General features: G+C 28.5%; 17 protein-coding genes. 9 read left to right on the top strand and 8 right to left on the bottom strand.

Going from position 1 to position 13,217, the window contains the following annotated elements:
• Positions 1-141 precede the first annotated feature (141 nt).
• The 5 genes from MHL31_RS04885 (at position 142) to folE (ending at position 4,684) form a co-directional block, all read left to right on the top strand.
• On the top strand, positions 142-1,071 hold the full coding sequence (locus MHL31_RS04885; protein WP_240227958.1) for a YihY/virulence factor BrkB family protein: 930 nt from the start codon (positions 142-144) through the stop codon (positions 1,069-1,071).
• Between the two features lie 5 nt (positions 1,072-1,076).
• Entirely contained in the window at positions 1,077-1,808 is a 732-nt protein-coding gene (gene kdsB / locus MHL31_RS04880) for a 3-deoxy-manno-octulosonate cytidylyltransferase (protein ID WP_240227957.1), read from the top strand.
• Positions 1,809-1,811: 3 nt separating this feature from the next.
• Positions 1,812-2,381 (top strand): DUF4126 domain-containing protein, encoded by a 570-nt coding sequence (locus MHL31_RS04875; RefSeq protein ID WP_240227956.1) that lies wholly within the window; start codon positions 1,812-1,814, stop codon positions 2,379-2,381.
• 187 nt (positions 2,382-2,568) lie between these two features.
• Entirely contained in the window at positions 2,569-3,939 is a 1,371-nt protein-coding gene (gene hisS, locus MHL31_RS04870; protein WP_240227955.1) for a histidine--tRNA ligase, read from the top strand.
• A 43-nt stretch (positions 3,940-3,982) separates the two neighbouring features.
• Complete coding sequence (gene folE, locus MHL31_RS04865; RefSeq protein WP_371824140.1) at positions 3,983-4,684, top strand: GTP cyclohydrolase I FolE; 702 nt, start codon at positions 3,983-3,985, stop codon at positions 4,682-4,684.
• Positions 4,685-4,759: 75 nt separating this feature from the next.
• Here the strand turns inward: folE and MHL31_RS04860 are convergent, their stop codons facing one another.
• Entirely contained in the window at positions 4,760-5,611 is an 852-nt protein-coding gene (locus MHL31_RS04860) for an IS3 family transposase (RefSeq protein WP_240225904.1), read from the bottom strand.
• A gap of 14 nt (positions 5,612-5,625) precedes the next feature.
• Positions 5,626-6,060, bottom strand: coding sequence for a hypothetical protein (locus MHL31_RS04855; RefSeq protein ID WP_240225903.1), 435 nt, complete (start codon positions 6,058-6,060; stop codon positions 5,626-5,628).
• Between the two features lie 174 nt (positions 6,061-6,234).
• Here MHL31_RS04855 and MHL31_RS04850 point away from each other — a divergent pair, with 174 nt between their 5' ends.
• Entirely contained in the window at positions 6,235-7,077 is an 843-nt protein-coding gene (locus MHL31_RS04850; protein WP_240227954.1) for a phosphatase PAP2 family protein, read from the top strand.
• Positions 7,078-7,089: 12 nt separating this feature from the next.
• On the opposite strand, the gene MHL31_RS04845 is transcribed toward MHL31_RS04850, so the two are convergent.
• From MHL31_RS04845 to MHL31_RS04830, 4 genes are read right to left on the bottom strand one after another with little or no spacing between them, the layout of a single operon-like run.
• A complete protein-coding gene (locus MHL31_RS04845; protein ID WP_240227953.1) occupies positions 7,090-7,485 on the bottom strand; it encodes a DUF2752 domain-containing protein in 396 nt (131 codons plus the stop codon).
• Between the two features lie 16 nt (positions 7,486-7,501).
• The gene (locus MHL31_RS04840; protein ID WP_240227952.1) at positions 7,502-7,825 is read right to left on the bottom strand and encodes a CCC motif membrane protein; all 324 of its coding nucleotides are present in this window, start codon (positions 7,823-7,825) and stop codon (positions 7,502-7,504) included.
• 16 nt (positions 7,826-7,841) lie between these two features.
• Positions 7,842-8,135, bottom strand: coding sequence for a DUF2752 domain-containing protein (locus MHL31_RS04835; RefSeq protein ID WP_240227951.1), 294 nt, complete (start codon positions 8,133-8,135; stop codon positions 7,842-7,844).
• 26 nt (positions 8,136-8,161) lie between these two features.
• Positions 8,162-8,794 carry a hypothetical protein gene (locus MHL31_RS04830; protein ID WP_240227950.1) on the bottom strand — a complete coding sequence of 211 codons (633 nt, stop codon included), beginning with the start codon at positions 8,792-8,794 and terminating at the stop codon, positions 8,162-8,164.
• A gap of 163 nt (positions 8,795-8,957) precedes the next feature.
• Here MHL31_RS04830 and MHL31_RS04825 point away from each other — a divergent pair, with 163 nt between their 5' ends.
• Positions 8,958-9,521 carry a DNA mismatch repair protein MutS gene (locus MHL31_RS04825; RefSeq protein WP_240227949.1) on the top strand — a complete coding sequence of 188 codons (564 nt, stop codon included), beginning with the start codon at positions 8,958-8,960 and terminating at the stop codon, positions 9,519-9,521.
• An 8-nt stretch (positions 9,522-9,529) separates the two neighbouring features.
• Here the strand turns inward: MHL31_RS04825 and MHL31_RS04820 are convergent, their stop codons facing one another.
• On the bottom strand, positions 9,530-10,027 hold the full coding sequence (locus tag MHL31_RS04820; RefSeq protein WP_240227948.1) for a hypothetical protein: 498 nt from the start codon (positions 10,025-10,027) through the stop codon (positions 9,530-9,532).
• Positions 10,028-10,112: 85 nt separating this feature from the next.
• Between MHL31_RS04820 and MHL31_RS04815 the strand changes: the two genes are divergently transcribed.
• Positions 10,113-11,249 carry a cysteine desulfurase family protein gene (locus MHL31_RS04815; RefSeq protein WP_240227947.1) on the top strand — a complete coding sequence of 379 codons (1,137 nt, stop codon included), beginning with the start codon at positions 10,113-10,115 and terminating at the stop codon, positions 11,247-11,249.
• Positions 11,249-12,214 (top strand): type I phosphomannose isomerase catalytic subunit, encoded by a 966-nt coding sequence (locus MHL31_RS04810; RefSeq protein ID WP_240227946.1) that lies wholly within the window; start codon positions 11,249-11,251, stop codon positions 12,212-12,214. Before MHL31_RS04815 ends, MHL31_RS04810 begins: the two co-directional genes overlap by 1 nt.
• Here the strand turns inward: MHL31_RS04810 and murB are convergent, their stop codons facing one another.
• Positions 12,215-13,216, bottom strand: coding sequence for a UDP-N-acetylmuramate dehydrogenase (gene murB / locus MHL31_RS04805; RefSeq protein ID WP_240228851.1), 1,002 nt, complete (start codon positions 13,214-13,216; stop codon positions 12,215-12,217).
• Position 13,217: the final 1 nt, after the last annotated feature.

The following is a 13,217-nucleotide window of genomic DNA, read 5'->3' as shown; positions in this document are numbered from 1 at the left end:
GAAGAGACTAAATAGTAGTTTTAGAGGTTAAAAATAAATAAAAAGCTTAGAAAATTAAAAGAAAAGAGATAATTTAGGGTTATAAATTGACAAAACACGTTTTGAACCTTTGATACTTTGCCTCTTTGAATATTATAAAAAATGACAAAACCTATTGAAGATAGCTTGCAGAAAATACCAATAGTAAATTGGTTGGTTAAACTTGGGAAAAAGGTAATAATCCCAGGTTTGCATGGAATGTCTTTGTACGATGTACTTGAAATGTATGTTATTGGTATTTTAAAAGGAGCTTTAACATCTAGAGCTGGAGGAATTGCTTTTAGTTTTTTTATGGCCTTATTCCCATTTATTTTATTTATTCTAACCTTAATTCCTTACATTCCAATTGAAGGCTTTCAAGATGATTTTTTAGTAATGATTGAACAATTATTACCCCCAAATACCGCAGAAACTGTACATGATGTTATAGAAGATATTGCAAATAATAGATATGGTGGATTGCTTTCCTTTGGATTTATTGCTTCAATTTTTTTAATGACAAATGGTGTAAATGCAATTTTGGGTGGTTTTGAATATTCGTACCATGTAACAGAAATGAGAAGTATTATTCGTCAATATTTTATTTCAATGATTATGGCTATTGTTTTGTCATTAATTTTGGTTGCTACGGTAGCAATTATATTGTATTTTGAAATTGGAATTAACGATTTAAAAGTAAAAGGTTGGGTGGTAGATGATGTATTTTGGATAGAGAAAGGGCAGTTTTTATTTTTTGTATTACTTATTTTTATTTCCGTTTCTCTTTTATATAAATATGGTACAAAAGAAGTAAAATATATGTCGTTTTTTACACCAGGCTCTATACTAACCACATTATTAACAATTGTAATGTTTAAATTGTTTTCAATTTATGTTTTAAAATTTGCAACTTATAATCAATTATATGGGTCTATTGGAACGTTACTTGTTTTAATGCTTTTTGTGTGGTTAAATGCCATTATTTTATTGTTAGGTTTTGAATTGAATGCCAGTATAAGCCGGTTAAGAAGATTTCATCATATAAAAAAATAAAATCTATGAAGATTATTGCAATGATACCTGCCCGTTTTGAGGCAAGTAGATTTCCAGGTAAATTAATGAAAAATTTAGCAGGAAAATCAGTTATTTTAAGAACTTATGAAGCCACAAAACAATCAAATTTATTTGATGAGGTTTATGTAGTTACTGATAGTGAAATTATTTTTAATGAAATAACTTCAAATGGTGGAAAAGCAATTAAAAGTATAAAAGAACACGAATCTGGAAGCGATAGAATAGCTGAAGCAGTTGAAAATTTAGATGTTGATATTGTTGTAAATGTACAAGGAGATGAACCTTTTACACAAACAGAATCGCTTAAAAATTTATTAGAAGTTTTTAAAACAGATACTAAGCAACAAGTTGATATTGCTTCTTTAAAAATAAAAATAACAGATTTAGAAGAAATAAATAATCCAAATAATGTAAAAGTAGTTTGTGATGAAGCTGGTTTTGCTATGTATTTTTCACGCAGTCCAATACCTTTTGCTAGAGATGCATCAAAAGCTGTATATTACAAACATATTGGTATTTATGCCTTTAGAAAAAAAGCGCTTTTAAAATTTACACAATTGCCAGTTAATCAGTTAGAAGCTGCTGAAAAATTAGAAAATCTTCGTTTTTTAGCAAATGACATGACGGTTAAAATGGTTGAAACAAATAAATTAGCTATTGGTATTGATACTCCAGAAGATTTAGAAAAGGCCAATGCAGTTTTTAAAAATAATTAAATTATGGATTTTACGCCAGAAACAATTATTAGTATTTTAATAGGAATTGGTCTAGCTGCTTCAGTTGGTTTTAGAATCTTTGTTCCTTTGTTTGCACTTAGTTTGGCTTCATTTTATAATGTTATTCCCTTAAATGAAAGTTGGCAATGGGTTGGTAGTACAACCGCAATAATAATTTTAGGTATTGCAACTATTGTCGAAATTTTAGCCTATTTAATTCCTTGGTTAGATAATTTGTTAGATACTATTGCTGTGCCACTTGCTGCAATTGCAGGTACGGCTGTAATGGTTGCAACAGTTAGTGATTTAGATCCAACAATTACTTGGGCACTTGCAATTATTGCAGGAGGCGGAACTGCTACGGCTATAAAAGGTTCTACAGGCACCACACGCTTGGCTTCAACGGCAACAACGGCAGGAATTGCAAATCCTGTAATTTCAACTGTAGAAACAGGAACATCGATTGTAATGTCTGTATTTGCAATTTTTATTCCAGTTCTTGCAATTGTTTTTGTGATACTTATTTTATGGTTTCTATTTAAATTTTTTAAACTCTTTAAATCAAAAAAATAAGTTATACCTACCAAACTAAAAATGCTTATAGAACCTTAATACATAATTTAAATTACTATGTATATTATGTCTCTAAGCAATAATAAATTTGAAAACATTAGATAATTAACACGTAAACAAAAATCAATGTTAGAAAAGCTTTAATTAGTTTTAGAATTTTCAGATATTTGCAAACTAATTTTTTACAATGGCACAAAAACCAAGTATACCAAAAGGGACACGTGATTTTTCACCAACCGAAGTAGCACAGAGAAATTATATTTTTTCAACTATAAAAGAAGTTTTTGAAGTATATGGATTTCAGCCTATTGAAACTCCATCATTTGAAAACTCTTCAACATTAATGGGGAAATATGGAGACGAAGGAGATCGCTTGATTTTTAAGATTCTAAACTCTGGAGATTATTTAAATAAAGTTGAAGATAATTTATTAGTTTCTAAAGATAGTTTAAAAGTAACCTCAAAAATTTCAGAAAAAGCATTGCGTTACGACCTAACTGTGCCGTTTGCACGTTATGTTGTACAACATCAAAATGAAATTGAATTTCCTTTTAAACGTTATCAAATGCAACCAGTTTGGCGTGCAGATAGACCTCAAAAAGGACGTTTTAGAGAATTTTATCAATGCGATGCAGATGTTGTTGGTAGTAAAAGTTTGTGGCAAGAAGTTGAATTTGTGCAATTATATGATGCTGTTTTTAGTAAGTTAAAATTAGTTGGTACGACTATAAAACTCAACAATCGAAAAATATTAGCAGGTATTGCAGAAATTATTGGAGCAAAAGATAAATTAATAGATTTTACAGTTGCATTAGATAAGTTAGATAAAATAGGAGAAGAAGGGGTAACTAAAGAAATGTTAAGTAAAGGTATTTCTGAAAAAGCTATTGAAAAAGTAGAACCATTATTTAATTTTGTTGGAACTAATCAAGATAAATTAAATCAATTAGAAGCACTTTTAGCTGATTCTGAAGAAGGTTTACAAGGAGTAAAAGATGTACGTTTTATTGTTAACAATATTGAAGAATTAGGTTTAGAAAGTGCAAATTTAGAGTTAGATGTAACTTTAGCACGTGGATTAAACTATTATACCGGAGCAATTTACGAAGTTTCTGCTCCAAAAGGTGTAAAAATGGGTTCTATTGGAGGTGGAGGAAGATATGATGATTTAACAGGTATTTTTGGATTAAAAAATATGAGCGGTGTCGGTATATCTTTTGGATTGGATAGAATTTATTTGGTTTTAGAAGAATTAAATTTATTTGATGTTGTAGAATTGCCAAAACCAAAAGTGTTGTTTATAAATTTTGGAGAAAATGAAGCAACTTTTTGTACAAAGGCATTACTTTTATTAAGAAAAAATAATATAAAATCTGAATTGTATCCAGATGCAGCTAAAATGAAAAAACAAATGAACTATGCAAATAGGAGAGAAATTCCATATGTTGTAATTGTTGGTTCAAATGAAATAGAAAATAAAAATTATACATTAAAAAATATGCAAACAGGTGATCAGCAAGTATGTAGTTTAAAAGAATTACTTGAAATCACACTATAACTTTAAAAACAAAGTTGTAATTTTGTGAGCTAAATATAAGATAATGTTTGAAGGTAAAGACATAATGATAGATAAAATAATAGATGAAATGGGAGATGACCACGTTGGGTCGTCTGCTAAAACACCGTTAAGAGCTGATGCTTTTGATATTTCAGATGCTGAAAAAAGAACAAGAATTGAAGCTAGTGTTAGAGATATTTTAGATACTTTAGGAATGGATTTAGAGGATGATAGTATTAAAGGTACACCTCGAAGAGTTGCTAAAGCTTATGTAAATGAACTTTTTTCAGGATTAAATCCTGCAAATAAACCAAAATTATCTACATTCGATAATAATTATAAATATGGTGAAATGTTGGTAGAAAAAAACATAACTGTTTACTCTACTTGCGAACATCATTTGTTACCAATTGTAGGTAGAGCTCATGTAGCTTATATTTCAAATGGAAATGTAATTGGTTTATCGAAAATGAATAGAATTGTTGATTATTACGCTAAGAGACCACAAGTTCAAGAGCGTTTAACTATGCAAATTGTACAAGCTTTACAAGAAGCAATGGGAACAGAAGATGTTGCTTGTGTAATTGATGCTAAACATTTATGTGTAAATTCTAGAGGAGTTAGAGATATTGTAAGTAGTACCGTAACTTCAGAATTTGGCGGAAAATTTAAAGATAAAGATATTAAAAGAGAATTTATAGATTATATTAAATTGGATACAGATTTTAAAAATGTAGAAGTTTAATATTTTTGTTCTCATATTTAGAACTGTCTAGTCCTAAATAACCGATACAGATTATTAAAGGGTAAAAGTTAAAAATTAAAGCTGAATAATGACATCATTGTTCAGCTTTTTTGATTTGTATTGTTTTGGTTTAATTTTTTTTTGTGCGTGCATTTGTATTGGTGTTAGCATTTCGTTAGATAAATGAGGTCTTATATTGTTGTATATTTCTATTGCATTTTTGACCAGTTTCTTCTTTACTTTAAAATCTTGAATCTTCTGTGCTACACTAAATTCCTGTTTTAAAATTCCATTTATTCGCTCTGCAACTGCATTTTCATATGGATCATATTTTTCAGTCATACTAGGCTTAATCTCATTGTTTTCTAATAGTCTTTGATATTCATTCGAGCAATATTGCAACCCTCTATCAGAGTGATGTATTAATGGACTTTCTTTGTATTTTCTATTATTTATAGCCATTTCCAATGCCCTCAATGAACCATCCATTGATAAAGATTTTGACACATCATATCCTACAATCTTTTTAGAATAAGCATCTGTGATTAATGCCAGATACGAAGGGTTGGTTCTCGTTCCGATATATGTAATATCACTCACCCAAACTGATTCAGGCCCTTCTATATCCATTGAGCTGACAAGGTTTCTGTGCTTTCTAAATCTATGATGAGAGTCTGTAGTTATGTGGTAGCTTCTTTTAGGTATTATTAACATATGGTTAGCTTTTAGTATTCTAAACAATTTATCTCTTCCTACTTTTAATAGTGATAATTTATCCTTTAACAGAAAGTATAATTTCTTACCACCCAATCTTGGCATTAGCATCCGAATATCACGAACCAAAACGATAACTTTTTGTGCTACAGTTTGTTTATGAAGTCTTGATTTTATGGATCTATAGTAAACCTGTCTGTTTACCCCGAGCAAATCACAGGTAGAAACTAAAGTTTCTTTATATTCTTCTTTGAAGATGTTGATAAGTCGGGTGTGTAATTTTTTCTTATTTGAATATCATATTCCTTTTCTGCCATATCAACAAGCATATCGAAAATAATAACCTTTTTATCAGCACGTTCTGCTAGATGTTCAGCTCTAGCTTTCTGTTTTTCAAGGAGCTTTATTTTAGCTTCAAGCTCAAGTATTTTTTGTTCTGGAGTTTTTGACATCGTTTTTGGAACTTGGTTTTCCCAATCAAAGTTACCATATTTTTGCAACCATTTGGTTACTGTAGCGTCTCCCTGAATACCATATTTACGCTTGGCTTGGGTTTTTGTTAAAAATCCTTGTTCTACTTCTTCAACTAATTGAAGTTTAAAAGAAAGCGAGTAATCTTTTTGAGTTCGCTTTGCTGCACCTGATTTGTCTGATGTTTTCATTACACTTGTGTTTTAGTGTATCGCTATTTCAGGACGGGACAAACTAAAGTAAAAAGCAATTTTATTTAAAGGATAAAATTGCTTTTTTTATTCACCTCTTTTTGCTTAAAATACATTTAATAAAAGCGATTGTGCAGTACGTACACCAAACTAACTTTACTTGATTTAAAACTTATGAAAATTAAACAAACAATAATTTTTAGCATCATATTTTCTTTCTTGTTTTTATATAATCTAAATGCACAACAAAATGAAAATTTTGAGAAAAATGAAACAACTTGGAGTCTATTAAAGTCTGATGCTAATTTGATTTTTGGTGGAGTAAAAAATGCATATACAAAACCATTTAAATGGAAAAAAGATGATTGGTTAACATTTGGAGCAATAGCAGCAGGAACTTCATTATTATATATTTACGATGAGCAAACTAGCGAATACTTTGTAAATCAAGAAGAGAGAGCACCTCAAATGTTGAAAGAAATAGGATGGTATTATGGAAGTCCACAAAATTTTTTTATGATTTCTGCGGGTATTTATGGCTATGGATTATTTTCTAAAAACGAAAAATTTAGACATACAGGTGTGTTAATAATTTCATCGGCTGTAGCTACAGGATTAATACAAACAATTAGTAAAAATGCTTTTGGTCGTGCTAGACCATCTCAAAATGTTGGTAGTAGAGAATTTAAATTTATGAGTAAAGAATCAGGGTATCATTCTTTTCCTTCGGGGCACTCAATTTTATCATTTACAGCTTCGCATGCAATTGCTAAACAATTTGATAATTTATGGGTTAAGGGTGGAATTTATGCAGTTGGTTTAATTGCTCCTGTTTCTAGACTTTGGGCTGGAGCGCATTGGTTAACAGATGTAACTTTAGGAATGGTTTTAAGTGTTGTTATAGTAGATGGAGTTGATAATTTTTTAACTTCAAAAAAGAACAATGTTAAAGAAAAAACAATTTCTTGGAATTTTAGAGCAGGTTATAAAACTATTGGACTTGTAGGAACTTTTTAAAATTCTAAAATTTTAATGTGGGGCTAGTAAGTTAAATGGGTAATAAGGGATATTTCTTAAAATCCAAAAAATTATAATTATTATTAATAGAAATATTGGAGTTTTTGGATGGTAAATATAATTGTTGTTTTCTTTTTTAAAAAAGTAATTGATTCCAGAAATAACAAGGTGATATCCAATAATTAGTAAACCGAGTACAAATAAAGCATTTTGTTTAAATACTTCAACAATATTAAAATTTAAAAGTTGGTGTGTAGCACGTTGACTTCCACAACCAGGACAATAAATTCCAGTTGTTTTATAAAGTGGACATTTAGGTAAAAAATCCACATCATTCGGGTTTATAAAAAAATAAAGGAATGCTAGTACTATTATAAGTAGTAGCATTCCTATGTATTTTAATTTCATTTTATTAATAAGCTAATTAACTTGCTTGCTCAATTAAATCTTTATACATATCCATTTGTTCTTGCCAACTCCCACTAAAAATAGCATAGGCAAGTTGTAAAACAGCTATTGCTCCAAGAACAATACCAATAATAGAAGTTATTTTTCCAGTATTAGCATTTCCATCTCCAGTATACTGTGAAGGATCTTCTTTATAAATAGCTATTGCTTTTTTTGAATTGCTTAGTCCAATAAATCCAAAAATAACACCTGGTAATCCAAAGCAGCAACAAGCAGTTACAATTGAAACAATACCGAAAATTAATGAACTTTGAGCGTGAGGAAGTTTTTGTTTTTCCATGGTTTTTAGTTGATTTTTAAATGATTTTGATTAAATAATTTACTAATATAATAATAACATTAACAATAAATAAATAGCGTAATATTAAATGTCCTTTTTTATAATCGAATTTTAGATGAAATGCTAAAAATACAAACATTATTATAAGAGTATACAAAGCAGGGTACATTTTAAAAGAGCCAATAAAATCTCCTTTAAGAAGTAGAATTATTGCTCTTTGCATTCCACATCCCATACATTCTTGTCCTAAATATTGTTTCCAAGAACAGGATAGTAAATTGTCTTCTAAAAATGCTATGATTTTATCCAAAAAAAATTTTTTCTAAAATTAAAAAATTAAATGGACTTTTTAACCAAATCAAAAATAAAATGTATTTCTCCAGCAATTTGTTTATTAGTTTCTAAATATTTTTCAGCTTTATATAAAGAATTGTCAAAATTTTTAGGATCGTTAAACGGAATATAAAATCGTTCAATAGCTTCAGATATATGAGGACAATCTTTTTCGGCATTTGAGCAGGTTGTAAGAGCTATAAAAGGTTTTTTGTTAAGTTCATTATTATATATCTTAGAAAAAACAATAATTGGGGTTTCACAATTTTTATAAGTTATAGCATAGACTGGATTTTGATGCGAAAATTCTAAAATTTCAAATTTAAAACCAACTTCTTGTAAAGTTTTAACTGTATTTCTATAAAAAGCAGTAACATCTGTTCCGCCAGAAAAACATTCAATATTTTTTAATTTATAATAATCTAGAGCATATTTGGCCCAAACTTGACATAGTTGGCTTCTTCTACTGTTGTGAGTGCAAATAAAATTTAAATAAACCTTCTTGTTTTTTTTAATTTCATTAGAAATATAATGTACAATATTGGTTAATAAATTAATTCTTTCGCTATCGATTGTTAGGTCTTTTTTAGATTGTTTAAAAAATTGTTCAGTATTTATAGCTACAGTATCAATCATATCCTATTTTTGTACAAATATAGAATTATATACAAATTAAGTATTTTCAATAATATTATTTAAAAGTTAAGAAATAAAAAAGCGAACTAAAAGTAGACTAAAGCATATTGTCTATTTCACTAATAATAAGTGGTTTGTGGATTTAAAAATTATATAAAAACACATGGAATTTAAAATTGGAGACACCGTTGCGGTTTTAGACGATGTAATAAAAGGAAAGGTAATTGCAATCAAAAAAAATGCTATTAGTATAGAATCTACAGATGGTTTTTCTTTTGATTTTTTACCAAATGAATTAGTTATTATTAAAGAAAGTCAGTTTGAATTATCTAAATATAGCGATATTGCTGATGAAAATTTATTGGAGAAAATAAATGAAACTTCAAATAAACGTAATGCTCCTAAATTTAAATCATCGTTAAAACCAGATGATGTTCCACCAATGGAAGTAGATTTACATATTCATCAACTTACAAAATCTACAAGAAATATGGATAATTATGATATGTTGAATTTACAAATTGAAACTGCCAAACATAAAATTGAATATGCCATTAGAAATAGAATTCCTAAAGTTGTATTTATTCACGGTGTAGGAGCTGGAGTTTTAAAAACAGAATTAGAGTTTTTATTAAAAAACTATCATGTAGATGTATACGCAGCTTCTTTTAAAAAATATGGTCTAGGAGCTACAGAAGTTTACATTTATCAGAATCCTAAAAAATAAAATATTTTTTATTTTGTACCAAAATAAAATGTTTCAAAAAATATACGGTCATTATCGTCTAAAAATAATAAATCTGAAATAGTAATTTCATAGGTATATCCTATAATTTCCTCTTCTTCATTTTCATCTTCATTTTCATCATCAACTATTGCAATTGTATTAATTACAATAGTTCCGCTTTCTGCTTCCAATTCTTTTAAAACCTGAGGAGTAGCTGGAGGAATTTCTTGGCAGAAATAATCAGAATCAATGGCATCATCAAAAATTCTATAAATTACATTTTGAGTTGTAGAGATTTCATATGATTTTTCGCCAACGGTTGTTCCTAAATCACTTTCAGAAAGCTGTAAAATTATAACTTCAGTACTTCCAGAGTTTAATCTGTATAAAATAGTTTCTCCACAGCTATTGATATCTTCGGTGAATTCAAAATCTGGAATATCAAAATCACCATCATTGCAAGATAATAGCGTAAAAGCTATAAAAAATGTTATTAATTTTTTCATATTTATATTTTATAAAAGCAAAAATAATTGTTTTATATAATCTAACGTTAAATGATACCAACTATTTTAGTTAATTTTGCATTTGATGAAAAATATTTATTTAGATAACGCAGCAACATCACCAATTTTACCCGAAGTAATTAAAACAATTACGGGTTCTATGAGTAGTTTTTATGGAAATCCATCTTCAATTCATCAAATAGGAAGAAAGGCGAAATCGTTAGTTGAAACTGCTAGAAAAAATATAGCAAAACACTTTAATGCTTCGGCTAATGAAATTGTTTTTACAGCTGGAGGAAGTGAAGCTGACAACCTAATTTTACGGAATGCAGTTACCAATTTAGGCGTTACTACTCTAATTTCTTCAAAAATTGAACACCATGCAGTTTTACATACTATTAAAGATTTAGAAAAGGAATTTAATATTAGTGTACATTGGGTGGATTTGGATGAAAATGGCATATTAAATTATGAGCATTTAGAGCAACTATTACAACAGGATACATCAAAAAAAATGGTGAGTTTAATGTATGTAAATAATGAAATTGGTAACTTTTTAGACATCGAAAAAGTTTCTAATTTATGTACATCAAATAATGCGTTGTTTCATTCTGATGCGGTACAAGCCATAGGACATTTTAATATGAATGTTAAAGAAGTTCCAGTTGATTTTTTTGCAGCAAGTGCACATAAATTTCACGGTCCAAAAGGTGTTGGTTTTGCCTATATTAAAAAGGGATTTGGTATTTATCCCATTTTACATGGTGGAGAACAGGAAAGAGGAGCAAGAGCAGGAACCGAAAATGTACACGGTATTTTAGGAATGGAAAAAGCTTTAGAATTAGCGTATTTAAATTTAAAAGAAGATGAAGAATATATAAAAAAAATTAAAAATTATTTTATAAAAGAATTAAAGAAATCTTTTGAAGGAATTATTTTTAACGGTTGTTCTGAAAGTGAAAATAAGAGTAGTTATGCTATTTTAAATGTTCGTTTTCCAAAAGAATATTCCATGTTACTTTTTAATTTAGATTTAAAAGGAATTGCAGTTTCTGGAGGAAGCGCTTGTCAAAGTGGAAGTAATAAAGGTTCACATGTACTAAATGCTATTTTGCCTGAAAAAGAGCAGAATAAAACGTCAATTCGTTTTTCATTTAGTAAGTTTAATACCGTTGAAGAAATAGATTACGTAATTAAAAATTTAAAACAAATAATTAAATAATGTTAAACTATCCAATAAAATTTCAACCAATTTTAAAAGATAAAATTTGGGGTGGAGATAAATTAGTAAATAAATTAAATAAAAAATCTAATTTAAAAGATATAGGTGAAAGTTGGGAAATTTCTGATGTTAAAGGAGATGTTTCTATAGTGGAAAATGGTGCTTTAAAAGGGAAATCTTTAAAAGAATTATTAGAAACGTATACCGTTGATTTATTAGGTAAAAATAACTTTGCTAATTTTGGAACAAATTTTCCATTGTTAATTAAATTTATCGATGCAAAACAAGATTTGTCTGTACAAGTACATCCAAATGATGCTTTGTCTAAAAAGCGTCATAATTCCTTTGGAAAAACTGAAATGTGGTACATTATGCAAGCAGATGAAGGTGCTAGATTAATTTTAGGATTTAATAAAACAATTAATGCAGATGCCTATGTTAAGTTGTTAGAAGAAAAGAAAATTATGTCTGTTTTAAATGATGTTCCAGTAGAAAAAGGAGATGCATTTTTTATTGAAACAGGAACAGTACATGCAATTGGTGCAGGAATTGTTTTGGCTGAAATTCAACAAACATCAGATATAACTTATAGAATTTACGATTTTGATAGAGTAGACGATGCAGGAAATGAACGAGAACTACATACAGAATTAGCTGTGGACGCACTTAATTTTAGTGATGATATAGATACTGTTAGAACTTATACTTCCGAAAAAAATAAATTAAATAATGTTGTAAAATGCGAGTATTTTAAAACAAATTTTATTCCTGTAGCACAAGAATTAAACTTAGATTACACTGAAACAGATTCTTTTGTAATTTTTATGTGTGTAGAAGGAGATGGAATAATTACTGTTAATGGAAAATCTGAAACCATTAATTTTGGAGAAACAATTTTAGTTCCAGCAACAACAAAAAATGTTACAATTAAAGGGACTTGTAATTTATTAGAAGTAACAGTTTAATTAAATAATATTTACTTCAATTTCTAAAGGTACAGCAAATTTGTCTAAAACAGTTTGCTGTATTTTTTTTGCTAATAGGTAAACTTCTTTACCTGTTGCATTACCATAATTTACTAAAACCAATGCTTGTTTTTTGTGTACGCCGGTTTCTCCAAAACGTTTACCTTTAAAACCAGATTGTTCAATAAGCCAACCTGCAGGAACCTTAATCTCTGTTGACGAAACCTTGTAATTTGGAATACTTGGATGTTTTTCTTGTAGTTTTTTAAATAATTCAATATCTATAATTGGATTTTTAAAAAAACTACCACTATTTCCTATTTTTTTAGGGTCAGGAAGTTTGCTTTGTCTTATTGAAATTACAGCATTAGAAATATCTTTTAAAGTTGGAGCCTCAATATTTTTAAGAACATCTTTAATTGCTCCGTAACTAATAGTTGTTTTATGGTTGTTTTTAGTCAGTTTAAAAGTTACACTGGTAATAATATACTTTCCTTTTAGTTGATTTTTAAAAACGGAGTTTCTATAACCAAAATTACAGTCGCTATGGTTAAAAGTTGTTGTTTTACCAGTGGCTATTTCTATAGCTTCTAATTGATGAAAAGTGTCTTTAATTTCTACACCATAAGCGCCAATATTTTGAATAGGAGAGGTGCCAACATTACCAGGAATTAATGATAAATTTTCTAAACCTCCATAATTTTGTGAAATACACCAAATTACAAAATCATGCCAATTTTCACCAGCTTCTGCAGTTACAAAAACAGTATCTTTTTCGGTGTCATTAACAATTATACCTTTTAAATTTAAGTGAATAACTAATTTTTCAATATCTGAAGTTAACAGCATATTGCTTCCTCCGCCAATTAAAAAAACATCTTTTTCTGTAGTTAAAAGTGTTTTTAGTTCAGGTATAGAATTTATTTCAACAAAACGTTTGGCGTAAACATTTACACCAAACGTATTGTATTTTTTTAAAGAAATGTTGTGTAGGATATTCAAT

It is taken from the genome of Lutibacter sp. A80, assembly GCF_022429645.1.
GTDB lineage: Bacteria > Bacteroidota > Bacteroidia > Flavobacteriales > Flavobacteriaceae > Lutibacter.
This window is presented reverse-complemented; position numbering and strand designations above follow the sequence as displayed.